23 protein-coding genes and 1 pseudogene are annotated in these 24,166 nt (G+C 66.0%); 12 read left to right on the forward strand and 12 right to left on the reverse strand.

The window, feature by feature from the left end; translation table 11 throughout:
• Positions 1-42 precede the first annotated feature (42 nt).
• From XCSCFBP4642_RS0120425 to XCSCFBP4642_RS25480, 7 genes are all read right to left on the reverse strand, one after another.
• Positions 43-801 carry an HAD family hydrolase gene (locus XCSCFBP4642_RS0120425; protein ID WP_029221404.1) on the reverse strand — a complete coding sequence of 253 codons (759 nt, stop codon included), beginning with the start codon at positions 799-801 and terminating at the stop codon, positions 43-45.
• A 16-nt stretch (positions 802-817) separates the two neighbouring features.
• On the reverse strand, positions 818-1,255 hold the full coding sequence (locus XCSCFBP4642_RS0120430) for an EF-hand domain-containing protein (RefSeq protein WP_029221405.1): 438 nt from the start codon (positions 1,253-1,255) through the stop codon (positions 818-820).
• A gap of 197 nt (positions 1,256-1,452) precedes the next feature.
• Entirely contained in the window at positions 1,453-1,809 is a 357-nt protein-coding gene (locus XCSCFBP4642_RS0120435; protein ID WP_029221406.1) for an EF-hand domain-containing protein, read from the reverse strand.
• 225 nt (positions 1,810-2,034) lie between these two features.
• Positions 2,035-2,412 (reverse strand): hypothetical protein, encoded by a 378-nt coding sequence (locus XCSCFBP4642_RS0120440; protein WP_029221407.1) that lies wholly within the window; start codon positions 2,410-2,412, stop codon positions 2,035-2,037.
• Positions 2,413-2,576: 164 nt separating this feature from the next.
• Positions 2,577-2,771 (reverse strand): CPXCG motif-containing cysteine-rich protein, encoded by a 195-nt coding sequence (locus XCSCFBP4642_RS0120445; RefSeq protein WP_029221408.1) that lies wholly within the window; start codon positions 2,769-2,771, stop codon positions 2,577-2,579.
• Positions 2,772-2,914: 143 nt separating this feature from the next.
• Positions 2,915-3,565 (reverse strand): M15 family metallopeptidase, encoded by a 651-nt coding sequence (locus XCSCFBP4642_RS25475; RefSeq protein ID WP_033899466.1) that lies wholly within the window; start codon positions 3,563-3,565, stop codon positions 2,915-2,917.
• 152 nt (positions 3,566-3,717) lie between these two features.
• Positions 3,718-4,569 (reverse strand): N-acetylmuramoyl-L-alanine amidase, encoded by an 852-nt coding sequence (locus tag XCSCFBP4642_RS25480; RefSeq protein WP_084624610.1) that lies wholly within the window; start codon positions 4,567-4,569, stop codon positions 3,718-3,720.
• A gap of 377 nt (positions 4,570-4,946) precedes the next feature.
• Between XCSCFBP4642_RS25480 and XCSCFBP4642_RS0120455 the strand changes: the two genes are divergently transcribed.
• The 6 genes from XCSCFBP4642_RS0120455 to XCSCFBP4642_RS0120480 all read left to right on the forward strand — a co-directional run bounded on the left by XCSCFBP4642_RS0120455 (position 4,947) and on the right by XCSCFBP4642_RS0120480 (position 10,707).
• Entirely contained in the window at positions 4,947-6,359 is a 1,413-nt protein-coding gene (locus tag XCSCFBP4642_RS0120455) for a C40 family peptidase (protein WP_029221409.1), read from the forward strand.
• Positions 6,356-7,462: a dipeptide epimerase gene (locus XCSCFBP4642_RS0120460; RefSeq protein ID WP_029221410.1), complete on the forward strand. Its 1,107-nt coding sequence runs from the start codon at positions 6,356-6,358 to the stop codon at positions 7,460-7,462. The genes XCSCFBP4642_RS0120455 and XCSCFBP4642_RS0120460 overlap by 4 nt, the downstream gene beginning before the upstream one ends.
• Before the next feature lie 161 nt (positions 7,463-7,623).
• The gene (locus XCSCFBP4642_RS0120465; protein WP_029221411.1) at positions 7,624-8,352 is read left to right on the forward strand and encodes a L,D-transpeptidase family protein; all 729 of its coding nucleotides are present in this window, start codon (positions 7,624-7,626) and stop codon (positions 8,350-8,352) included.
• Positions 8,349-9,656 (forward strand): APC family permease, encoded by a 1,308-nt coding sequence (locus tag XCSCFBP4642_RS0120470; protein WP_029221412.1) that lies wholly within the window; start codon positions 8,349-8,351, stop codon positions 9,654-9,656. Before XCSCFBP4642_RS0120465 ends, XCSCFBP4642_RS0120470 begins: the two co-directional genes overlap by 4 nt.
• A gap of 85 nt (positions 9,657-9,741) precedes the next feature.
• On the forward strand, positions 9,742-10,239 hold the full coding sequence (locus XCSCFBP4642_RS0120475) for a hypothetical protein (RefSeq protein ID WP_029221413.1): 498 nt from the start codon (positions 9,742-9,744) through the stop codon (positions 10,237-10,239).
• A 135-nt stretch (positions 10,240-10,374) separates the two neighbouring features.
• The gene (locus tag XCSCFBP4642_RS0120480) at positions 10,375-10,707 is read left to right on the forward strand and encodes a hypothetical protein (RefSeq protein WP_029221414.1); all 333 of its coding nucleotides are present in this window, start codon (positions 10,375-10,377) and stop codon (positions 10,705-10,707) included.
• A 55-nt stretch (positions 10,708-10,762) separates the two neighbouring features.
• Here the strand turns inward: XCSCFBP4642_RS0120480 and yiaA are convergent.
• A pseudogene (yiaA, locus tag XCSCFBP4642_RS25485) lies at positions 10,763-11,196 on the reverse strand (inner membrane protein YiaA).
• A gap of 183 nt (positions 11,197-11,379) precedes the next feature.
• Between yiaA and XCSCFBP4642_RS0120490 the strand changes: the two are divergent.
• Complete coding sequence (locus XCSCFBP4642_RS0120490; protein ID WP_029221415.1) at positions 11,380-12,582, forward strand: PQQ-dependent sugar dehydrogenase; 1,203 nt, start codon at positions 11,380-11,382, stop codon at positions 12,580-12,582.
• Between the two features lie 398 nt (positions 12,583-12,980).
• Here the strand turns inward: XCSCFBP4642_RS0120490 and XCSCFBP4642_RS0120495 are convergent, their stop codons facing one another.
• The 3 genes from XCSCFBP4642_RS0120495 to tsaD form a co-directional block, all read right to left on the reverse strand.
• Positions 12,981-15,158, reverse strand: coding sequence for a glycoside hydrolase family 3 N-terminal domain-containing protein (locus tag XCSCFBP4642_RS0120495; RefSeq protein WP_029221416.1), 2,178 nt, complete (start codon positions 15,156-15,158; stop codon positions 12,981-12,983).
• Between the two features lie 227 nt (positions 15,159-15,385).
• Positions 15,386-15,742, reverse strand: a complete 357-nt coding sequence (gene folB, locus XCSCFBP4642_RS0120500; protein ID WP_029221417.1) for a dihydroneopterin aldolase — start codon at positions 15,740-15,742, stop codon at positions 15,386-15,388.
• Positions 15,743-15,817: 75 nt separating this feature from the next.
• Positions 15,818-16,882, reverse strand: coding sequence for a tRNA (adenosine(37)-N6)-threonylcarbamoyltransferase complex transferase subunit TsaD (tsaD, locus tag XCSCFBP4642_RS0120505; RefSeq protein WP_029221418.1), 1,065 nt, complete (start codon positions 16,880-16,882; stop codon positions 15,818-15,820).
• Between the two features lie 278 nt (positions 16,883-17,160).
• Between tsaD and rpsU the strand changes: the two genes are divergently transcribed.
• From rpsU to dnaG, 4 genes are all read left to right on the forward strand, one after another.
• Entirely contained in the window at positions 17,161-17,376 is a 216-nt protein-coding gene (rpsU, locus tag XCSCFBP4642_RS0120510; protein WP_002808376.1) for a 30S ribosomal protein S21, read from the forward strand.
• A gap of 236 nt (positions 17,377-17,612) precedes the next feature.
• The gene (locus tag XCSCFBP4642_RS0120515; RefSeq protein ID WP_029221419.1) at positions 17,613-18,059 is read left to right on the forward strand and encodes a GatB/YqeY domain-containing protein; all 447 of its coding nucleotides are present in this window, start codon (positions 17,613-17,615) and stop codon (positions 18,057-18,059) included.
• A 649-nt stretch (positions 18,060-18,708) separates the two neighbouring features.
• Entirely contained in the window at positions 18,709-19,665 is a 957-nt protein-coding gene (locus tag XCSCFBP4642_RS0120520) for a YihY/virulence factor BrkB family protein (RefSeq protein ID WP_029221420.1), read from the forward strand.
• Between the two features lie 88 nt (positions 19,666-19,753).
• Complete coding sequence (dnaG, locus tag XCSCFBP4642_RS0120525; protein WP_029221421.1) at positions 19,754-21,511, forward strand: DNA primase; 1,758 nt, start codon at positions 19,754-19,756, stop codon at positions 21,509-21,511.
• 70 nt (positions 21,512-21,581) lie between these two features.
• On the opposite strand, the gene XCSCFBP4642_RS0120530 is transcribed toward dnaG, so the two are convergent.
• Positions 21,582-22,793 carry a lipase family protein gene (locus tag XCSCFBP4642_RS0120530; RefSeq protein WP_029221422.1) on the reverse strand — a complete coding sequence of 404 codons (1,212 nt, stop codon included), beginning with the start codon at positions 22,791-22,793 and terminating at the stop codon, positions 21,582-21,584.
• 266 nt (positions 22,794-23,059) lie between these two features.
• Between XCSCFBP4642_RS0120530 and XCSCFBP4642_RS0120535 the strand changes: the two genes are divergently transcribed.
• On the forward strand, positions 23,060-24,103 hold the full coding sequence (locus tag XCSCFBP4642_RS0120535; protein ID WP_029221423.1) for a bile acid:sodium symporter family protein: 1,044 nt from the start codon (positions 23,060-23,062) through the stop codon (positions 24,101-24,103).
• The last annotated feature ends 63 nt before the right edge of the window (positions 24,104-24,166 follow it).

Raw genomic sequence — 24,166 nt, forward strand, 5'->3', positions numbered from 1 at the left:
CATCGGCTGCGCCCGTCGACCGGCACCCGCCGGCCGCGGGATCTAGCTTGGCGCGTGCTGCCGGGCCAGTGCATCCAGGGCCTGCACGGCGGCCGGCCAACTTGCGGCATCGGGCACCTCGCGCATGCGCGGCTCGTCGGCGGCCACGCCGTGTTCCTGCTCATGCGCCCAGGTCACCGCATATGGCGTGTAGATGCCCCAGCCACCGATCGCCAACACCGGCTCCACATCCGAGCGCAGCGAGTTGCCGATCATGACGAACCGCTGCGCCGGCAGGTTAAATTCAGCGAGTACCCGCGCATAGGTCTTGGGATCCTTCTCGGACACCACTTGGACGCGCGCAAACAGGTCGGACAGGCCGGACTGTTCGATCTTCTGCTCCTGATGGAACAGGTCGCCCTTGGTGATCAGCACCACTTCGTAGTCGGCAGCGATGGCGCCGACCGCCTCACGCACGCCTGCAATCACCTCGACGGGGTGCTGCAAGGTGACGCGGCCGATCTCGACGATGCGCTGGATATCGCGCGCGTCGATGCGCGTGTCGGTCAGTTCGATGGCCGTCTCGATCATCGACAGCGTCATGCCCTTGGCGCCATAGCCGAACACCTTGAGATTGCGCCGCTCCACCGCCAGCAGGTGCTGCTGCATGCGGCTATCGCCCAGGTCGAGATAGCGGGCCAGAATCGCTTCGAAATCCCCTTCGGCCCGGCGGTAGTAGTCCTCGCTTTTCCAGAGGGTATCGTCGCCGTCGAAGCCGACCAGTTGGATCGCCTGGCCGTCGCGCTGTGCAAGAGAGGTCATCAGCAGCGCACCACACTCAGTCGCCTGCCGCGTCGCCTGGCCCGGGCTGATAACTGGCGAATTCGTCGCGCGACAGCCAGCCATCTCCGTTGGCATCGAAACTGGCGAAGTTCTCGCGCAGGATCGGATCCACATTGGCCTCGGCTGGGGTCAGCGAGCTGTCGGCGTCGGTGTCCAGCGTGCGAAAGCTGCGCGGTGCCAGGGTGCCCGCCGTCGGCGCAACCGCAGCCTCGGCTCCGCCCTTGGCACCCGAGGGGCCAGCCGGTTCGGCGGGCAACAGCGGCGTGGTCGCCGCAGGCGGCGGCTCAACCGGCAAGGGCGACATCGCCGGGTTGACGGCGCCGGGCGGCGCCGCTGGTGCGGACGGCTGCGTGGCCCGCGGCAACTCCGGCGGCGCAGCGAATGCGATCAACGGAATCCACAAACCGGCGAACACGGGAATGCGTAGCGACATGGACACCGGCCGGAGTGGGATTGCCCAACCGTAGCGCGGTAGGCGTAAAGAAAACGGGAGCGACCCTGGCAGATCGCTCCCGTGCATCCATCCTGATCTACGCGATAAATCGTGCGCTTTAGCGCCACACGTGGCATCTAACTAACTTGCACCACCGTCATCGAGCCAACGATGGGACTACCGATCAACGCCTGGGCTTAGTTGCCCTGCGACCCGGTTGCGCTACCACCGCCCTGCTGCTTGGCCACGAAGGCCTTGTATTCGTCGGGGGTCAGCTTCCCGTCGGTGTTGCCGTCGGCCTGGTCGAAGATCTGCGCCAATCCCGCATTGACCTGCGCTTCCTGCTTGCTGATCGCGCCGTCGCTGTCGGTATCCACGCTGGCCCAGGTCTGGCCGCCGCCGGAACTGGGTCCGCTTGCCTGCGCGCTGTTGGCCGAGGTGCCGGTCTGCGCTGCAGCATCCTGGGAGGTGCTCTGCGCCATGGCCGGCAGCGCCAGGGCAGCGGCCAGAGCGGCGGTGGCGGCGAGCAGCGAAGTGCGGTTGCGATTGTTCATTGGGTGGTCTCCTTGTGCTTGGAAATGCGCGGTGTCGCCGCACATGGCACCACCCTACCCACCGCAAATGAATGCCCAACCCACCGTAATTTCCCGCGAAACATCGTTTTAACCACGGCGCATCGGGATGGGTCTAGTCAGCTGTTAGGCCCTGGTGAGTCAAACCGAAGCAGAGCATTCACTACGGACATTTATGCGAACCGTGCCGCTTTTTTCGGCGCCTTCTCAGGCAGCGGGTGCGTCGTCGTCCCAGCGTCCGGAACTGAACAGTTTCCAACCCAACACCACCCCGGCCAGCGCTCCGGCCACTTCCAGGACCACGCGCGAACCCAATTCGTTGGGATCGTGGATCTTGGACAGCGCCAGACGGGCGTACAGCGGCGACTCCAGCCGGACGATGCTGGTGTAGACCAGATGCCAGATGTCGTATCCGGCACCCAGCGCTACAGCCAACAGGCAGGCGATGCCCAAGGTGTGGCCGTGGGTGAACTGCAGGCGCCGTCCGAGATGTTCGACCCCTGCGAAGATCAGGATGCCGAGCACCAGTGCGATCAAGCCGGCCTCCAGCGAACCGAGCAGGCCGAAGTGCAGGGGCAGATTCATCGTGACGATCCAGGCAGCAGGCGTGCCAGTCTAGCGGCTCAGGGCAGCCAGGCCTTGGCCAATCCGGATCGCTGACCGAACGCGCGAGCGGGCCGCTCGCCACCACGCCGCGGTCTCGGCATGCAGGATGTTGCCGCTACGCATGCACATGCAGGTGAAAAAACTCAGTCGTCCTGCCCGCGTGCGGTCACCTGCGCGTCGCCGTCTTCATCCCATTGCACGGCGACCGAGATCGGCTTGCAGCAGACCTGGCAGTCTTCGATGTATTGCTGGTCGCCGCCGCTCAGGTCCAGGGTCAGCGTGATCCACTCCCCGCAGTACGGGCAGGCGACATCCATAAAGCGTTCCGGGTCGGACATGACATTTCCTCGAGCAGCGGGCGAACAGTGGCGGGCAGCGGGCGGCTGGACATCACGAGCGTGCGCCGATGCAGTGTACGGACGATTGACGGACGCGAGCCTTGGCGGCGCCCGCTCGGCGACCGCCATCCTGCCTGGCGTACTCAATCGACCGGCACATCGTAAGCCGTGTCCGGCGTCGGCTCGGGGCGATAGGTGAAATGCCACCACTCCATCGGATAGTTGGCAAACCCCTCCGCCGCCATGGCGCGTACCAGGTGTTGGCGATGCAGGCGCTGGGTGGCGGTGATATCGGGTGCGTCGGTATGCGCACGCGCATCGAAGTAATCGAAAGCGGTCCCCATCTCCACCGGCTGGCATGCGCCACTGCGGCAATCGAGCAGGCCCAGGTCGAGCGTCGCCCCGCGGCTATGTCCGGAGGTTTCGGCGATGTAGTCGCCCAGCAGCGCGCGCTTGTCCACGCGCGGGTAGTACTGCGCCTTGGTCGATCGATCCTGCAGGTCAGCCGCCCAGGTCACGAACGCATGCACTGCCCGTACCGGCCGGTAACAGTCGAACACCTGCAAGCGATAACCATCGGCCTCAAGCGCCTGCGCCACCCGCGCCAGGGCCTGCGCGGCAGGACGCAGCAGGTAACAGGTTGGCGCCAGATACCCCGGCACCACGCGCCCGGTGAAGTTGTGGGTCCCGGCGTAACGCATGTCCACTGCGATGTTCGGCGCAAGCTGCCGCACATCGACCAGGCCAGCCTGTGCCGCGGTCCTGGCCGGGGACTGCTGAAGGTTTCCCGCCATCACGCCGCAAGCCAGCACGACGATCAGCGCTCCCGCGCACCAGGCGATTCCTCGCGTGCGGTCGCGCGCGATCGTCATTTGCATGGGTGCATTGATTGCCTGTCCTTCGCCTGGGCCAAGCCTGTCACGTTGCACATCAGAGCGCCCCTTCGCTAGGCCCGGCCACACGCTGCCTGGCACTGCCGACTACAGACCAGCAGCATCGGCGAATCCACGGCAGCATCTGCGGCCGGCGACGGACGCAGCGATGCGGGTTGCCTTGTCAACGCAGACAGGATGCGCAGATCTTCTGCGTCCACGCTGGTGGCGCTAGTGCCGCGATAGTGATGATGAAAGGCCTGCAGCGTGGCCGCAGGGTCGTCGACGCTGTAGCCCAGCAGCGCCAGTGCCTGCCAGGGGTCGAAGCCTGGCGGCGCGGGAGGGGCACCTGCGGCGGGCCAGCGGCCGAAGCCGGCATCGGCCAGCCGTTTCCATGGGAACAGCGGGCCGGGGTCGTTCTTGCGGGTCGGGGCGACATCTTCGTGACCGACGATCTGGGTGCGCGGGATGCGCAGGCGCGTACACAGGTCCTCCAGCAGGACCAGCAGGCTGTCGATCTGCGCGGGCGCGAACGGCTCGCTACCGTCGTTGTCCAGTTCGATGCCGATCGAGGCCGAATTGATGTCGGTGATAGTGCCCCAGCGGCCGGCGCCGCCGTGCCAGGCACGCCGCTCGTCGGCAACCAGCTGATACCGCTGCCCATTCTCGCCGATCAGGTAGTGCGCACTGACCCGCCCGCCGGCGTTGCGCCCGCGCAGCGTGCTCAGGCTCTGCTGTACCGAGTGCTGGTCGGTGAAGTGCAGCACGATCAGGATCGGCCGCCGCGTGTCGTAGTTGGGCGAGGGAATCCACTGCGCCAGCGGATTGCGTTGCGGCGCGTGCGCGCAGGCACCCAGCGACAACGCGAGCACACACACCGCCGCAGGCAGCCAGGCGGATGACGACGGATGGAAGCTTGGCGACACGGATCTCTCCTTCAGTGGGTACCCAGGCGCTGCCTCTGTTTCAGCGGCACTGCCATGGCCGGGCCATTATCCGCCGAGTTGGCGCCGGCGCGGTGGGCCCGGCGACGCGCGGCATTGGCACAGCGACGCGTGCGCACAACTCCAGCGGCGCATCGATGGATCGCTCCACGTCGATGTACCAGACGCAGCGGCTTGGCCAACGACCCGCTGCCGCCTGCATGCGGCCGCTGGCGCCCTGCGCACGCGCTGCGCCCCGCGTACACTGCCGGTCCTGGTCGAAACGACGGCTGTGTTGGCCGGTGCTGCATCGCACAGGCATCTGCCGTGTGTTTCGGTCGCAGCTGCCCGCAGCCGTCATTCCTTCTTCAGAGCTTTCAATGCCATCGCCGGCCCGCCTACTGACATTGCTGTGGATCGCACTCGCCCTGCCCTGCGGCGCGGCGCCTTCGGCTGCCAGCGAGCCAGCCACCCAGGGCGCACCCTTCGCCGTTGACGCGGCGCAGCTGACGCCGGAGTACTGGATACAGCGCAGTCCGCAGGCACAGCGGCCGCTGCTGGACGCGGCGCAGATCGCCGCCTTCAACGCGCAGCTGCTGCGTGAGGATGCTTCGATGCAGGATCTGGCGCAGCTGCCCGCGGCCATGTCGGGCGATACGGTGCGCGCACGGATCCAGGCGTTGTCTGCGACGCCCACGCGTGTGCTGTACGACGCGCAGGGGCGCCCCATTGCGGCGAGCCGTCTGGCCGAGCTGCAGCAGGCATTGGCGCTGGATGCACTGTCTCCGCAGGTTGCCCCGCGCTTTGCGCTGGTGGTCCGGCGCGCGGCATTACGCACCTTTCCCACCACGCAACGCGTGTTCACCGATCCGGACGATCACGATATCGACCGCTTCCAGGAATCGGCGCTCTACCCCGGCACGCCGGTGGCCGTGCTGCATACCAGTGCCGATGGCGCATGGCGGTTCGTGCTTGCGTCCAACTACGCCGCCTGGATTGCGGCCGACCGCATTGCCGAGGGCAGCCGCGGCCAGGTGCTGGACTACGCACAGGCACGCGCGCACCTGGTGGTCACCGGCGCCCGCGTGCAGACCGCGTACACGCCGGAGCTCCCCGCCGTTTCGGCGTTGCCGCTGGACATGGGCAGCAGCCTGCCGTTGCGCAGCGACTGGGCGCCGCAGCAGCCGGTCAACGGGCAATTGCCGATCGCGGCGCATGTGGTGCAGCTTCCGATACGCGGCGACGATGGCCGCCTGCAACTGGTACCGGCGCTGGTGCCGCGTGGCGCCGATGTCCGCCTTGGTGCGTTGCCGGCCACCCCTGCGGCACTGCTCCGGCAGGCCTTCAAGTTCCTGGGCGAACGCTATGGCTGGGGCAACGATTACGATGCGCGCGATTGCAGCGGCTTCGTGCTGGATGTCTACCGCAGCCTCGGCATTGCGCTGCCGCGTAACACCGGCGATCAGGCGCGCAGCCCGGTGCTGCGCACCGTGGCGTTCGACGCGCGCGCACCGCGAGCGCAGCGTCTGCAGCAGCTGGCACGGCTGCGCATTGGCGACCTGATCTATATCCCTGGTCACGTGATGCTGGTGATCGGGCATGCGCACGGCAGCCCGTGGGTGATCCACGATGTGGCCGGTGCCAGCTACCGCGACAGCGATGGCCGCGTGCAGCGCGCAGCGCTGAACGGTGTCTCGGTCACACCATTGCTGCCCTTGCTGGCCACCGATGGCAGCCCCTTCATCGACCACATCACGCGCATCCAGCGCGTCGCACCGATCGGTTCCCCATGAAGATCAGCGGCTTCCGTCTCGGCATGCTGCGCGTGCCACTGAACACCCCGTTCAAGACTGCGCTGCGCACCGTGCAGGCGATCGAGGATGTGGTGGTGGTGCTGCAAACCGACAGCGGCCATCTCGGTTATGGCGCGGCGCCGGCCACCGCACCGATCACCGGCGATACGCACGGCAGCATCATCGCCGCAATCACGCACTGCATCGGCCCACGCCTGATCGGCCAGGAGGTGGCCGACCTCAATCGCCTCTGCGGGCTGGTCCAGCATGCGCTGGAGCGCAACACCAACGCCAAAGCCGCCGTGGAGATTGCGCTGTACGATCTGTGGGCCCAGTCCTTCGGCGCGCCGCTCTACCGGGTGCTCGGCGGCGGTACGCCGCGCATCACCACCGACATCACCCTCAGTGCCGACAGCATCGAGGTCATGGTGGCGCACGCGCAGTCGGCACTGGCGCGCGGCTATGCCGCCTTGAAGATCAAGGTCGGCAAGGACAGCGCGTCGGATGTGGAACGCGTCATGGCCATCCATGCGGCAGTCGATGGGCGCGCAACGCTGCGCCTGGACGCCAACCAGGGCTGGACACCGAAACAGGCGGTACGCAGCATGCGCAGGCTGGAAGATGCCGGCCTCGTGCTGGAGCTGCTCGAACAGCCGGTCAAGGCCGCCGATATCGACGGCCTGGCCTTTGTCACCGCGCACATCGACACCCCGGTGATGGCCGATGAAAGCGTGTTCTCCCCGCCGCAGGTGATCGACCTGCTCCAGCGCCGCGCAGCCGACATCGTCAACATCAAGTTGATGAAGACCGGCGGGCTGTCCAACGCGATCCGCATCGCCGATATCGCCGCGCTGTACGGCGTGCCATGCATGATCGGCTGCATGATCGAATCCAGCGTCAGCGTGGCTGCCGCCGTGCATCTGGCGGTAGCCAAGGCCGACAGCATCACCCTGGCCGATCTGGATGCGCCGTCACTGGGGCAGTTCGATCCCACCGAAGGGGGCGTGCAGTTCGACCAGGCGCAGATCCATGTCGACGACGCGCCCGGGCTGGGCATCCGTCGTATCCGCGGGTTGGAGCTGTTGCCCGATAGCAGCGGCTAACAGCAGGCGCACACGCATGGCGTGCACAGGCACCACGCGACCGCATTGCTGGGTACAGTAGCGACAGGACGGCGTCCGTCACGCAGTGGAGACGTTGCGCACCGTTTCCATCGTGTATGGACCCTAGACTCATCCCGCTCGACCCGTTCCCCGGAGCCCGCATGCGCCTTGCCACATCGTTTCGATCCGTCGTGCTGTTGGCGCTGGCAGGCTGCAGCCGCCTCGCCATCGCTGCTGGTCCAATCGATGCCCTGGAGCAAGCACGCGCCTTGATCGTGGTGACCACCCCGGACTGGAACAGCACGCAAGCCCGGTTGCAGACCTTCATCCGTGTGGATGGCCGGTGGCGGCCGGCCGCAGCAGGATTTGCGGTCGCACTCGGCCGCCATGGCAGTGCCTGGGGCGACGGCCGGAGCCCGGCCGGGGTGTTCGCCATCGGCCCGGCCTTCGGCTACGCCACGCGCATCGACAGCGCCATGCCCTACCAGGCGATGACCGCCACCCATTACTGCATGGATGTTCCCGCCTCGCCGCTGTACAACCGCATCGTCGATGCGGCCCAGGTTGGCCAAGCGGCGGTGGCCGGCTCCACCGAGCCGATGCGGCTGGACCTGCGCACCCAGGGCGATGGACGTTACCGCGAAGGCTTTGTCATCGCACATAACCCCGAGGGCGTCGCCGGGCGCGGCAGCTGCATCTTCGCGCATCTGTGGCGCAGCCCGGGCCAGGTCACGGCCGGCTGCACGGCAATGGATCCTGCCGACATGCAACGCCTGCTCGCCTGGTTGAAACCGGCCGACCATCCGTTGTTCGTGCTGTTGCCGCGCGCCGAGTACGCGCGCCTGCAATCGCAATGGCAGCTGCCAGCCCTGGACGAGGCCGCGCCATGAGCGCGCCCGCCCCCGCAGCCGATGCCACCGGCCTGGTCCGCGTCGTCAGCCGCTGGCAGATCGTCGGGCTGTCGATCAACGATGTGATCGGCAGCGGCATCTATCTGTTGCCCGCCGTCACTGCCGCCCTGCTCGGCCCGATGAGCCTGTGGGCAGTGATGCTGGCCGGCCTGGCCGTGGCCTTGCTGGTGTTGTGCTACGCGCAGGCGGCCAGCTATTTCGATACGCCGGGCGGCAGCTATCTGTACACGCGCGAAGCGTTCGGCCCGTTCGTCGGATTCCAGATCGGCTGGATGATCTGGCTCACCCGCATCAGCTCGGCCGCTGCGCTGAGCAACGGCCTGGCCGACGCGGTTGCACGCTTCTGGCCAACGGCGTCCACCGACGCCTGGGCACGCATGCTGGTGGTGGTCGGCTCGTTGGGTGTGCTCACCGCCATCAACGTGATCGGCGTGAAGTCGGCCGCGCGCACCGGCATCGCCCTGGTGATCGGCAAGCTGGTGCCGTTGCTGCTATTCGTGTCGATCGGCCTGTTCTACGTGGATTGGTCGTGGGCCTTTGCCGGCACGTCGCCGGACCTGCGCGACCTCGGCAATCTCGGGGAGGCCGCCTTGCTACTGCTGTTCGCCTACGCAGGTTTCGAAAATATTCCCGCCGCCGCCGGCGAATACCGCAACCCGCGTCGCGATGTGCCATTCGCGCTGATCACCATGATCGTCACCGTGACCTTGATCTATGCCGCGGTGCAGGTGGTGGCCCAGGGCACGCTGCCCAACCTGGCGGCATCGCCCACACCATTGGCCGATGCCGCCAGCGGTTTCGGGGGCGAAGCACTGGCGCTGATCCTGACCGTGGGCGCCACCATTTCCATTCTGGGCACCGCCAGCAACACGGTGATGCTGGGGCCGCGCTTCCTGTTCGCACTGGCCAGGGACGGCTATGGCCCTGCATTCCTGGCGCGCGTGCATCCACGCTTCCATACTCCCGCTGCGGCCGTGCTCACCCAGGGCGTGTTGTCGCTGGCGCTGGCGTTGTCGGGATCGTTTACCCAGCTGGCGTTGCTGTCGATGGTCACGCGCCTGTTTGCCTATATCGGCACTGCGGCGGCCGTCATCGTGCTGGCGCGTCGCTACCGGCAACGCACCGACACCTTGCGCCTGCCTGGCGGCCCGCTGATCCCGGTTGCCGCCGTGTTGTTGTCGCTGGGCCTGCTCGCCAGCGCCAGCTGGCAGAATCTGGCTGCTGCCGGTGTGGCCCTGCTGGTGGGCTGCGTGTTCTATCTGTTCCCACGCAAGCCGGCATAAGTTTCGCGACACGCTCGCACAGCGCTCACGCACGCCTAACCGCACACGCCCAAGGCTGCGGTCATCACCTGCATGGGAGCTTGCGATGAAACTGCGCCGCGTTTACAGCACACCCGATCTCGAGAGCGCGCAGCGTGTGCTGCAGTCCGCACGCAGTGCCGGTATCGACAACGAGGCGTTGTCGCTGATCGCGCGCTCGGATATCGAACTCCACGACATCCCCGACGAACGCAAGGACGCCAAGACCGATTTCGTTCCCGCCGCAGCGCGCGGCGCGGCAACGGGTGGAGCGGCGGGGCTGGTAGCAAGGCTGGTTGCCGTGGCGGTTCCGCCGATTGGCCTGACCCTGGCCGGTGTCGGCGTGATGGCACTGGCCGGTGCGCTGGTTGGCAGCTGGTCCTCGGCATTGGTTGGCGCCACCGTTGCCGACCCGGTGCGTAGACAGTTCGAAGACGAAATCCAAGCCGGTCGTGTGCTGGTGGTGATCGATGCCGACGAACAGGCCCTGCAATCGGCCGAACCGGCGCTGCTGGCTGCCGGCGCCAAGCCGTTGCCCTACCAGGCCGCGTCCTCTGCGGTGTGAGTCCGTCGGCATTACAACGCTGCACTATTCGTGCGCGGACGCACACCGGCGTTGATCACATCCTCACCTGGCATGCCATGCCGTTAACACCGGGGCACCTAAGTTGGTTCGTACATTCGAATGAGGGAGCCGCGCATGAACGTGCCGTACCAGATTCCGGGCCGCGCACCGGACGAAGACCGCAGTCAGAAAGTGTCCACGTACTGGCGCGAGCGCTTTACCGAAGAACCGTATTACACCGAAGGCGATCGCTACGAGGATTACGAAGGTGCCTATCTGGCCGGCCACGAGGCGCGTATCCGCGACAATGCACGCGCCTATGACCAGGTAGAGGCCGAGTTGCATCGCGATTGGGAAGCCAAGCGCGGCACATCGTCGTTGAGCTGGAGCAAGGCGCGCCACGCGGTCAAGCGTGCCTGGGAAAATGCAGCCGATTTCGTCGGTGGCGACCATCCTCCCAAGCGCTGATACGACAACGCCACCGATGAGGTGGCGCTGTCGTTAGTGCAGCGCATACGGGTGGTCAGTCCAGCGCCGGCGGCACCGCATAGGTCGTTCGCGAGGCGGCCGATACGTCCATTGAGTCGCGCGTGTTTTTCTGCACCGCAACTGCACCGAACAGACTCAGCGCGTAAGCCATCGCGTAAAAGCCTTTTTCGCTCAGCACCAAGGTGGCGTTGAACAAGCCGATGGTCAGCAGGACCAGCGCAATGATCAGCGAAACCAGCAGATGGCGTAATACAGGCCGGTGACCGGAATGCCGTCGACGCGGTCACGCACGCTCTTCTGCAACGACACCGATGCGAACAGGCCAAACAACAGCAAGGTGAAGTAGTAACCCTTTTCGTTGAGCAGCATCTGCGCATTCCACAGGCCGATCAGATACGCCGATCCGCCGAGCAGCAAAGCAGCCCAGGATGCGGCGATAAATGCGGACGAGGTTTTTTGCGTTGCCATGGAAACTCCTTTTCATGGTGATATTTCATGATGAAACAGCGGTGTGAGACGCGTCCGCCCTGCGGAGAGTGATCTGCGGACAAGGGCGGCCTCGGCAGCGTCGTGTAAGGTACTTGAAAACCCGACGCGGGACACGTTGCGGGAGGGCTGCAGTGTGACCGTGACCCACCCCTGGAGGACCTCATGTCTGCCCGACGTCTGCTCGCTCTGGCCTGCTCGGCTACCCTGTTCACCACCGGCGCCGTTCTGGCCGCTCCTGCCGCCGCACCCGCACCCACGTCCACTGCTGCCCCGGCAGCAGCCATTCCCAAGGCGCAGTGGCCGTTCCAGGCCGCTACCGTCGCCGATTTCGACGAACCCTGGGCGATGACCTTCTTGCCCGATGGCACGCTATTGGTCAGCGAAAAGCGGGGCGCCCTGATGCGGCTGGATCCCAAGACCAAGCGCAAGAGCGCGGTGTCCGGCGTGCCGACAGTCGCCTACGGCGGCCAGGGCGGTTTTGGTGATGTGCTGGCGCATCCGCGATTTGCCAAAAATGGCCTGGTCTATGTGAGCTATGCCGAACCCGGCCAGGGCGACACGCGCGGGGCAGCGGTCGCCCGTGCCAAGCTCACGTTGGACGCCACCGGCGGCGGCACCTTGTCCGACCTCAAGGTGATATGGCGGCAGGAGCCCAAAGTGTCCGGCAACGGCCACTTCGGCCATCGGCTTGCGTTCGACCCCAGTGGCAAGCTGTGGATCACCTCCAGCGAACGGCAGAAGTTCGATCCCGCGCAGGACATGAAGGCCAACCTCGGCAAGTTGATCCGTCTCAACGACGACGGCAGCGTGCCGGCCGACAATCCGTTCGTTGCGCAGGGCGGCGTGGCTGCACAGGTGTGGTCGCTGGGCCACCGCAACATCCTGGGCATTGCCTTCGACGGCAGGGGCCGGCTGTGGGAACACGAAATGGGCCCGGCCGGTGGCGATGAGCTCAACCTGATCCAGCGCGGCGCCAATTATGGCTATCCGATCGTGTCCAACGGCGATCACTACGATGGCCGACCGATTCCCGACCACTACACCCGGCCGGAATTCGCTGCCCCCAAGATCAGCTGGACGCCCGTGATTTCGCCCGCCGGCTTTGTGATCTACAGCGGCAAGCAATTCCCGGCGTGGCGCGGCAATGGCTTGATCGGCGGGCTGTCGTCGATGGCACTGGTGCAGGTCTCGCTCGGCGATCAGCCGCGCGAAGTCGCTCGCTACGATATGGGCGCGCGCATCCGCGAAGTGGAGCAAGGCCCCGATGGCGCGCTGTGGTTGCTTGAAGACGATGCCAGCGGCAGCACCGGGCGCCTGCTCAAGCTGACGCCCAAGAGCAAGGCCGCGGTCGAAAACGACGCGTGAGCGCAATGCCGTAAACCGTTCCAGGCGCTACCTGCGCCCGTGGGCGCAGGTAGCGCGCGGTTTGGCTGCGCGATACGTCTGCTGCGTAGTCACCACCGGCTATTGGCCACGACGATAGCTCATCGTTTCAATGCCGACAGTTGAGAACTCCGCTGGGTGGCGTCACAGAGGTCTCTGCGCCACGCCGCGTAAACAGACCGATACCAGCGTTTACTCCACTGATGTAGGCACAGCGTGTGTGGAAACTTGAATGCGCCAGACGCGCGTCGTGGTTGGCTTCAGCAGCCGAAAGACGTCTGCTCTTGAAAACAGTCGAGCCACCGGCCTGGATGCTTACGCGCACACGACGTCATTCACAGCCCACCGCTGGCGGCGCGATGACAGGTCATCGCGTCGGGCTACCCACAGGCGTCGAGCAACTCGAATGCCACCGCCTCGCCACTCTTGGCCGATGCGCAGACCCACACGTCGAAAACGCCTGGCTCGGCGCTGAAGACGCCCTTGCGATTGGTGAAGGACAGCGCGTCGCGCGTCAGGGTGAACACTACCTCCGTGCTCTCACCCGGCTGCAGCAACACCTTGCGGAATGCCTTGAGTTCGCGCACCGGGCGCACCCGGCTGGCCACACGGTCGTGCACGTACAGCTGCACCACTTCTTCGCCGGCCACGCGGCCAGTATTGGTCACGCGCGTGGTGATGCTGAGGGTGTCGTCCCAGCCCAGCTGCGCGGTGCTCAACTGCGGCTGCGCATACGCAAAGGTGGTGTAGCTCAGCCCATGGCCGAACGGATACAACGGCTCGTTGGGCATTTCGCGCCAGCGCGCCTTGTACTCGGACAAGGTCGGCAATTCGGGACGACCGGTGCGCAGATGATTGTAGAAATACGGCTGCTGCCCGGTGACCTGCGGGAAGCTGATCGGCAGACGCCCGGATGGGTTGTAGTCGCCGAACAGCACATCGGCCACACCGGTCCCGGTCTGGGTGCCCAGATACCAGGTCACCGCAATCGCCTGGGCATCGCGTACCGCACCGCTCAATGCCAGCGCGCGCCCGTTGCGCAACAGCACCACCACCGGCGTGCCGGTCGCGGCCACCGCTTCGGCCAGCGCCTGTTGCCCCGGCGGCAAGGTGATCTCGGTGCGCGACTGCGCCTCGCCACTGAACCGCTGCGGCTCGCCCAGCGCCAGCACCACCACATCGGCGGCTTGCGCGGCATCAATGGCCGCGGAAATCCCACCCGGCAATGCCTCTTCCAGGCCGCAACCCTGCACGACGCTCAGATAGTCGGTGCCGACCACGGCGCGCACGCCCTGCTCCAGGGTCACGTAGCGCGCCTTGTCGCCGAACAGCGTCCAGCAACCTTCGATGTTCTCGCGGTCCTGCACGAACGGCCCGATCAAGGCGATGCGCTGCCCGCTTTTCTTCAGCGGCAGCACGGCGTCGTCGTTCTTCAGCAACACGATCGAACGCCGCGCCGCATCGCGCGACAAGGCATCGTGCGCAGGCAGATGCGCGGTATCGGCTTCACGCGCCGGGTCCAGCGAACGGTACGGGTTGTTGAACAGACCGATCGCGTCCTTCAGCTGCAGGATGCGGCGCACGCTGGCATCCAGCGCGGCCATCGGCACTTCGCCGCTTTCCACCAGCGACGGCAGATGCGCGGCATAGAAGCCGCTCTGCATGCTCAGGTCCAGCCCGGCCAGGAACGCCTTCTTGGTCGCATCGCGCTCATCGGCGGCGTAGCCGTGCGCAATCAGCTCCATGTCGGCGGTGTAGTCGGAAATCACCACGCCCGGAAACTGCCACTCGCCGCGCAGGATCTCGGTGAGCAACTCATGGTTGGCGCTGGCCGGCACACCGTTGATGTCGTTGAACGAGGACATCACCGTCAGCGCACCGGCATCGAAGGCGGCCTTGAACGGCGGCAGATGCACGTCGCGCAGGGTCTGCGGCGCGATGTCCACAGTGTTGTATTCCATGCCGGCAGCCACCGCGCCATAAGCGGCGAAGTGCTTGGGCGTGGCCAGCAGGCAATCGTCGGCAGTCAGGTCGCCGCCCTGGAAGCCGCGCACGCGCGCAGCGGCGAATGCCATGCCCAGCACCACGTCTTCGCCAGCGCCCTCGGCGCCACGGCCCCAGCGCTGGTCGCGGGCGATATCCACGGCCGGTGCGTAGGTCCAGTGCAATCCGGCCGCGGTGGCCTCGATCGCGGTGGCGCGCGCGGTGCGCTCGGCCAGTTCAGGCTCGAAGCTGGCCGCCTCGCCCAGCGGAATCGGGAACACCGTGCGCATGCCGTGGATCACGTCCGCGGCCAGGATCACCGGGATGCCCAGACGACTCTCTTCCACCGCCACTTTCTGGATCTGCATGCCCAGCGCGGCGCCCACGCCATTGAACAGCGAGCCGACCCGGCCGGCGCGCACTTGCTGCAACACCTCATCGGCATTGAGCACATTGGCCTCGGGATTCACGTCCGGCGCGAACGGCCGCACCATGTCGGCGAACACACCCAACTGGCCGACCTTCTCTTCGACGGTCATCCGGGCAATCAGGGTTTCGATGCGATCAGCAGCCATGAGATCCTTGAGAAAACGTTTACATGGCCGGCAATTCTAGCCTGCTGCGGCCGCGGGGGGGCAAGTCTTTGAGGCCGGGATTGGAGATTCGGGAGTTGTAGAGACCGGTTGCATGGCATGTTGCGCTCCAGCGCGGCGGCGGCGCGGCGCTTGGTTCCCTGCGACCCTGGATACTGCGGGTTCCCCGCATGCAGCGAGAAGTCGGCAAGGCGGGCGGCTCGCGACACTCAGGCCGCCCGCTCCCGTTCGATGATGACGCCCACCGCCTGCGCGCCACGTACCGCACCGGGCTTGCTGAGCTTCAGCCGCAGCCACTGCACGCCGAATTCGTCCAGCACGATCGCCGCGCAACGCTCGGCCAGGGTCTCGACCAGCCCGCAATCCGAGCCCTGCACGAAGTCGATCAACCGCTTGCTTACCGCCTTGTAGTTCAGCGTATCGGCAATGTCGTCGCTGGCCGCCGGAATGCGGTTGTCGAAGCCCATCTCCAGATCGAACCGCAGCGTCTGGCGAATCCGCCGCTCCCAGTCGTAGATGCCAATCAGCGCATCGATTTCCAGGCCTTCGATAAACACTTTATCCATGGGGAGCCGAGATTGGGGATTGGGGATTGGGGATTGGGGATTGGTCAGAGCGTAATGGCAATGCGGAACCGGCTTCTACGAATCCCGAATCTCCACTCCCAAATCCCGCGCCGCTGCCAGTGGCGGCAGGCTCGCCATATCCCAGCGCGGCGTCACATGCACCGCGGCATCGGCGTGCTCGCCGGCCTGCAGCCGCAGCGCGCCGGCGAAGGCGATCATCGCGCCGTTGTCGGTGCACAGCGCCGGGCGCGGGAAACAGACCCGGCCGCCACGGCGCTGCGCGGCCTCCTGCAGCTGCGCGCGCAGGCGCTTGTTGGCGCCCACACCGCCGGCCACCACCAGCGTGTTGCAGCCGGCCGCGTCCAGCGCGCGCAAGCATTTGATCGCCAGCGTTTCCACCACGGCATCCTCGAAGCCGCGCGCGATGTCCGCGCGGGTGGTGTCGGACTGGTCGCTGCCGCGCCAGGCCAGCAGCACCTGGGTCTTGAGCCCGCTGAAGCTGAAATCCAGGCCCGGCCGGTCGGTCATCGGCCGGGCGAACTTGTAGCGCCCCGGGGTGCCGGTTTCGGCCAGCGCCGCCAGTTGCGGGCCGCCCGGATATGGCAGGCCCATCATCTTGGCAGTCTTGTCGAACGCCTCGCCGGCCGCATCGTCCAGGGTCTCGCCCAGCACTTCGTAGCTGCCCAGCGCCTTGACCGACACCAATTGGGTATGCCCGCCGGAGACCAGCAGCGCCACGAAGGGCGGCTGCGGCGGGTCGTCTTCCATCAGCGGTGCCAACAGATGCCCTTCCATGTGATGCACCCCGATCGCCGGCACCTCCAGCGCCCAGGCGAGCGAGCGCGCCACACCGGCGCCGACCAGCAGGGCGCCGACCAGGCCGGGCCCGGCGGTGTAGGCCACCCCGTCCAGTTCGTCGATGCGCAGCCCCGCCTCGCCCAGGGTCTGGCGGATCAACGGCAGCAGCTTGCGCACGTGGTCGCGACTGGCCAGCTCCGGCACCACCCCGCCGTATTCGGCATGCAGCGCGATCTGGCTGTACACCGCATGGGCGCGCAACGCCGGCACGCCGGTCAGGGCGGTGTCGTAAACCGCCACACCGGTCTCATCGCATGATGATTCGATCCCAAGGACTTTCACGGCAACTCGGCAGATAAACGTGTGCGGCCATTTTCGCAGCTTTTGCGTTGCGCAGATCGGCCCGCCCGCAGATGCTGCCCTGCCGTGCCTGCCGGCCGAAACGCGCGCCGGCGCACGCTCTGCCTGGCCGTTCCCGGCAATTTTTGCCAGGGGCTTGCGGGCCGCTTGCAAGTCGTTATAATGCGCGGCTCGCCGGGGCAACCCGGAAATTCCGTCACGCGAGTCCGCTCGCACCCGCCCGGGGCTCCCGGACGGAAATCCCACTTTCTGGAGAACACATGCCCAGCGTTAAAGTCCGCGAGAACGAGCCCTTCGAATTTGCGCTCCGCCGTTTCAAGCGCACCTGCGAAAAGGCCGGCGTGCTGGCCGAGACCCGCAAGCGCGAGTTCTATGAAAAGCCGACCCAGGAGCGTAAGCGCAAGGCTGCCGCTGCCGTGAAGCGTCAGCTGCGTCGTTCCTCGCGCGACGTCACCAAGCGTCAGCGCTTGTACTGATCGAACGCGGTTCCTTGCCGCCGGGTCTGCGCTGTAGGCGCGACCGGACCGGATCGAACCCAAGAGCCGGCACGCGCGAGCGTCGCCGGCTTTTTGTATTGGTTTGCGGCCATCCCGGCAGGGCGATCCATGCCACGCCACACCGTCGCCGGATCCGGTGTTGCCTCAATCCCTGCCGCCGCCCTCGCCCACCGAGGCGTGTCGCATCCGTTCACCTGCAACCCAGGAGTTACCCCATGCCCCTCAAGCAGCAGCTTACCGATGACATGAAGGCCGCGATGAAGTCCGGCGACAAGCACAGCCTGGGCGTGATCCGGCTGATCAACGCCGCGATCAAGCAGAAGGAAGTGGACGAGCGCATCGAGATGGACGATGCCGCCGTCATCGCCGTGCTCGACAAGATGGTCAAGCAGCGCAAGGACTCGGTCACCCAGTACGAAGGCGCCGCACGCGAAGACCTGGCGCAGATCGAGCGCGAGGAGATCGTGGTGATCGAGCGTTACCTGCCGGCCAAGATGGGCCAAGCCGAGATCGTGGCCGCCATCCAGGCCACCATTGCCGAGACCGGAGCAAGCAGCCCCGCCGACATCGGCAAGCTGATGGGCGCACTCAAGCCCAAGCTCGCCGGCCAGGCCGACATGGGCCTGGTGTCCACGCTGGTGAAGAAGCACTTGGCGGGCTGACACCAGCTCGCGTTCACGCCTGCCCGGCGCAAGCAGCCGGGGCAGGCGTGTTGCGTTGGAAGTGACAGTGGCAGCGATGCCGGCTGACATGGCCGACACGCTGACCGGGCAGCACCAGGCTGGCGCTGGCGTCGGGTCGAAACCGGAATGCGTCAGAACGATATCCGGTGAACCGGCAATGGCGGCAGCAGCACGCCCGGATCACTGCCGTGCTGATGTGCCTTCGGGCGCCTGCTTCGCCTTAAATCCGGCACTCTTCAAGCGACGTACCGTAGAGCCGAACGTTCCGGTACCCGCGCTCACAGGGCTGCAACGCCATGCCGTCCTGTCAGGCTCGCCGCCTCTGCGCATTCGAGAGGACGTGCGCATTTCCCTAGCCAAGCGCAGCCACTGCCAGCCCGCTTGCAGCACGCGACCGATCGCAGTGCTGGGACTGTCTGCGCAGCAGCACCACATCGGCCACGCCCATCACGCGTTGCGCTCGACGTCTCGACTCGCGCGCGAACGCAGCCGCCACTTTTCACCGCACCTTCGATCCGGCCCTGTTAGAACGGTGATGCCAGCGCAGGCGCGGGCCAGGCACTCCGCATACCGGTCTGGCTCCATGCCACCTGCGCCCCGCGACGGTATGCGCCAAGGATTTTCGCCGGTGACGACGCTTTCCACCGAATACCTGCAAAAGCATCTGGGCCGCCTGCAGCGCAGCCTGCCGATGGCGCTGTTCAATCGGTTTCTCGAAATCGACGTGATGACGCAGGCCGCATCGCTGTCGTTCTATGCGCTGCTGTCGCTGGCGCCGTTGCTGGTCTTGCTGCTGTGGCTGACTGCCTCGCTGTATCCACCTGCACAGGAAGCGCTGGTGCAGCAGGTCGCGCAACTGGCCGGCGGTAGCGCTGCCGAGGTGGCCGACACGGTGATCCGCAATGCCACCGACCAGCCCGGCATCGGCTCGCTGGCCGGGCTATGGAGCACGCTGTTGCTGTTCATCGGTGCCACTGCGGTGTTTGCGCAGTTGCAAAATGCGCTGAACCTGATCTTCCGCACCGACAAGCAGCGCCTGGACGGCATCATGGCGTGGCTGAAGAAGCGCGTATTTTCCTTTGGGGTGATCCTGGCGCTGGGCTTTCTGCTGATCGTGTCGATGATCGCCACCACCGCCCTGCAGGTGGTGTTCGCGCGGCTGCCGTCGGTACTGCCGGCGGTGGGCTATGTGACCACGCTGGCGCTGTATTCGGTGGCGTTCGCGTTTCTGTACCGCTATCTGCCCGATCGCACCGTCAACTGGCGGCAGGCCTTCGTCGGCGGCGTCATTACCGCGCTGCTGTTTGCGCTGGGCCGCTATGCCATCGGCGTCTACATCGCCAAGGCCGCGCCGGGCAGCGCCTACGGCTCGATGGGCACCCTGGTGATCCTGCTGGTGTGGATGTACTACGCCTCGGTGGTGTTCTTCGTCGGAGCCTTACTGACTGCGGTCATCGACGAGCGCGTGCGCTCGCACCGCAAGCTGCGCGAGGCCGGCGTGGACCCGGATCACCCGCCCGAGGCCATCGCCACGCCCGTGGCGGCAGGCGCCCCCACGCTGCCGGACACACCTGCGCGCAGCTGACCCGGCGAAGGTGTGCTGCACATGGCCGACATGCTTCTGGCGGCGGGCCGACTCAGGCTGGCGCCAGCGGCTGGGATATCCTAGCGGGATGGCCCGCATCCCCGACGCATTCATCGACGAACTGCTTGCACGTACCGACATCGTCGAGATAGTGGGCGGCCGCGTGCCGCTCAAGCGTCAGGGCAAGGAGTATTCGGCGCGCTGCCCGTTCCACGACGAGCGCTCGGCCTCGTTCACGGTCTCGCCGACCAAGCAGTTCTATCACTGCTTCGGCTGCGGCGCGCATGGCACTGCGATCAGCTTCCTGATGAATTACGACCGCCTCGAGTTTCTCGATGCGGTCGACGAGCTGGCCAAGCGCGCCGGCATGGAGATCCCGCGCGACACCCAGCAGCGCACCCCGCAACAACAGGACGACAGCCGCGAGCTGTACTCGGCGCTGGAGGCGGCGACCAAGTTCTTTCAGCGCCAGCTCGACGGCAACGCACGCGCCGCCGAGTACCTGGACGGACGCGGCGTGGATGCGGAGAACCGCGCGCGGTTCCAGATCGGCTACGCGCCCGATGGCTACAGCGCATTGAAGGACACCCTGGGCATCGATACACGACGCATGAGCGTGCTCGAACGCGCCGGGCTGTTTTCCAAGAACAACCGCGGCCATGTCTACGACAAGTTCCGCGACCGGGTGATGTTCCCGATCTTCGACCGCCGCGGCCGGGTGATCGCCTTCGGCGGACGCATTCTGGGCGCGCCGGCTGATGGCCGCGACCCGGGCCCGAAGTACCTCAATTCGCCGGAAACCGCGCTGTTCCACAAGGGCCGCGAGTTGTACGGCCTGTGGCAGGTGCGCCAGGCCAACCAGAAGATCGAACGGCTGATCGTGGTGGAGGGCTACATGGACGTGGTCTCGCTGTTTCAGTTCGGCGTCACCCAGGCGGTGGCCACGCTGGGCACGGCGACCACGCCCGAACATGCCGAACTGCTGTTCCGCAATGCGCCGGACGTGGTGTTCTGTTTCGATGGCGACAACGCCGGCCGCAAGGCCGGCTGGCGCGCGCTCGAGTCGGTACTGCCGCGCATGAAGGACGGCCGCCAGGCGTTCTTCCTGTTCCTGCCCGACGGCGAAGACCCGGACACCATCGTGCGCAAGGAAGGCGCGCAGGCCTTCGATACGCGCCTGAAACAGGCCACGCCGCTGTCGCAGTTCTTCTTCGACGAGATGTCGCGCGAGATCAACCTGCATACGCTGGACGGCAAGGCGCGCCTGGCCGAACGCGCCAAACCGATGCTGGCGCAGATACCCGAAGGCGCGTTCGGCGATCTGATGCGGCAAGAACTGGCGCGCATGACCGGCGTGGGGGCCTCGCCCAGTTCGCCCGGCCACGGCGCCACGCCGCAGGCCCGCGTACCCGCGCGGGTCGGCGCACCGGTGCAGCGGCGCAGCCTGGTGCGCGCCTCCATCGCGATCCTGCTGCAGCAGCCCTCGCTGGCGATGAGCCTGGAGGGCCAACACAACTTCGCTGGCCTGCGCTTGCCTGGAATCGAGTTGTTGATGGAACTGCTTGCGCTGGTACGGCAACGCCCCGACATCAGTACCGGCGCGCTGTTGGAACACTTTACCGAACGCGAGGAACAAGCCGCGCTGCAGAAGCTGGCCGCGCAGGTGCTGCCAGGCGACGAGCAGAGCTGGGCGATCGAGTTGCACGACGCCATGGCCCAGCTCGATCGGCAACTGCTGCAGCAACGCCTGGAAGAATTGCAGGCCAAACAACGTGCGCAAGGCCTGGACGACACGGATAAGTACGAATTGCGCGAACTGCTGCGCCTGCGTCCCGGAGCGCGCTGATCACCCAGCGCCCCGCCCTTCCGTTACCGACGTATGCGGCCGTCGGTAGCGACCGGAGATCGCCGCACGCTCATATATCCTTGAACAAGGTCTTGGCCATCGATTCGACCGACATGCCGACGGCCTCGATCTTGTCGGCATCGGCCAGCGCCACCTGGGCGGCATGCGCAACCAACCGATCGATCAGGTCGTCACGGGCTTGGGTCGCATCCACACTCTGCGTCTGCGGCGTCACCGGCACCGGTGTCAGCCATTCGGCGATCAATGCCTGGTAGGCGGTGGTGTGCTGATGGGCCATCTGCTCGAGAAATTGCACGATGGTGGTGGGGATGCCGGTCAGGGTGCCGCTTAGCGGCTGATTGTTGATCTGCTGGTAGCTCACCGTGGACGCCACCGCGTTGGCGATGGCCACATCGACCAATACGTCGATTTCCTTGATCGGCGTGTTGCGGTAAAGCGTCTTGATCTGGCTGAGCATCGGCACGGCCCAGGCATGGGGCACGCAATCGAGCGTGTTCCACAGATCGACGTTCCATCTCTGGTACGGCACGGCCCCAGCCGCTGGCGGGGGCAATGCCTGCGCGCACAACGATGCAAACGCACCGTTGCCGGGAGTAGCGCCGGCCGTGGGGTAACAGTGCACCGCGTTGAAATTGTCCAGCTTGCCATTGGTCTTCAACCAGGTCGCCAAGGTCGGCGATAGCGCGCCACCCAGGCTATGCCCGGCGAAGATCACCGTCGCCTTGCTGCCATCCAGCGATTGCAGGAATTCCAGCAATCCCGTGTTCGGCGCCAGCGCAGAGGGTGGACTCACCATGTTGAGCAGATGCCACACGCCAGTCGCCGCTCCTATCGAGATGACCACGCTCCCGGGCTTGATTGGCTTTTTTGCGGCGACCGGAGCGGTGCCGAGCAGCGGCGAGTAGCTCGTAAAGTCCACTACCGAGGAAACGTCGAAGTCTTCGGTGAACCAGTCGTAGAGCGATTCTGGATTGGTAGCGCTCAGCGCAACGACATACGCTTCGCCGATGCCAGGCATGGCGTCGGTATGGGCGACATACATCGCATTGCCCGACAGCGACGAATTGGGCGCCTGCCAGACCTGAGGCCCCCACACCAGCTGCCAATCGCCGATTCTGTCCTGGCTGTCGGCCGATGCCAGTGTCTGCAACAACGTGGTCTGGTAGTCCGCTTGCAGCGCTGGCTGGCTGCCCTTGCGATCGCCAACCCAGTTGGCAAGTGTGGATAGCGCGAACGTCTGCTGATATTGGTCGTAACGCATGCAATAACTCCTTTTCCTGGCGTTGCGTGGACACGCGAGCAAACACGAGCGCAGCGGCAGCATGCGCACTAGAATCTAGCAAGGATTCACGAGCGCAGATGTCGGGTACAGCGCACTTTGGACCTGTCGCACGGATCGAATCGCGCGCTGCCACGTTCGTTGCTGGCTGGCCGGTTCCGGACCGGCGCAACAGCACGCCATGCTGAAGCCAACCGCAATGACGCGGCGGGCGCCACACCCTCACAGGCAGTGAACTGACCTCTACAATGGCAGGCCGCTGGGCCACTTCCCCTCAAGTACACACGATGATCAAACACTGGCTGGCGCGGTTGCGCATCGATCCCTTCACCCTTGCGCTGCTGTGCACAGTCACGCTCGCCTCGCTGCTGCCGGTATCCGGTACCGCTGCTGCGGTCATGGACGATGTGACGGACGTGGCGATCGCCGCACTATTCTTCCTGCATGGCGCGCGGCTGTCGCGCGAGGCGGTCAGGGCCGGCGCGCTGCACTGGCGGCTGCATCTGGTGATCCTGGCCTGCACCTTCGTGATGTTTCCGCTGCTCGGGCTGCTGCTCAAGCCGCTGGCGCATGTGGCACTGACGCCGGAGTTGTACATCGGCGTGCTGTTCCTGTGCGCGCTGCCGTCCACCGTGCAGTCCTCCATCGCGTTCACCTCGATGGCGCGCGGCAATGTCCCGGCCGCGGTCTGCGCGGCCTCGCTTTCCAGCCTGCTGGGGGTGTTCTTCACTCCGCTGCTGATGGGCGCGATGGTCGGCAGCCAAGGCGCAATGGCACATCCGGCCGACGCGATCGGCAAGATCCTGCTGCAGTTGCTGGTGCCGTTCCTGGCTGGCCACTTCCTGCGCCCATGGATTGGCGCCTGGGTCGAACGGCATCGCGCGGTGCTGCGTTACACCGACCAGGCCACCATCCTGCTGGTGGTCTACACCGCCTTCAGCGCGTCGGTGAACGAAGGGCTGTGGCAGAAGACCCCGCTGCCTGCCCTGCTTTCGGTGATCGGCGTGGCAGCCCTGTTGCTGGCGATGGCGATGGTCTCCATCACCTTCCTTGCGCGGCGCCTGCACTTCAACCGCGCCGACGAGATCGCCATCGTGTTCTGCAGCTCGAAAAAAAGCCTGGCCACCGGCGTACCGATGGCCAAGGTGATGTTCGCCGGTGGCGGGCTGGGCGCGATCGTGCTGCCGATCATGCTGTATCACCAGGTGCAGCTGATCGTCTGCGCGTTCGTGGCAGCGCGCTATGCGCGCAACGCTCCAGCCGATGCACCTCCTCAGTCCGGGATACGCTAGCCGCGCATCGCGTTTGCCTGCTGGCGACCGCTGGCGGCCAGGCAGCTGTCAGGTGCATCCGCG

Origin of the sequence: Xanthomonas cassavae CFBP 4642, from assembly GCF_000454545.1 — a bacterium.
GTDB classification, from domain to species: domain Bacteria; phylum Pseudomonadota; class Gammaproteobacteria; order Xanthomonadales; family Xanthomonadaceae; genus Xanthomonas; species Xanthomonas cassavae.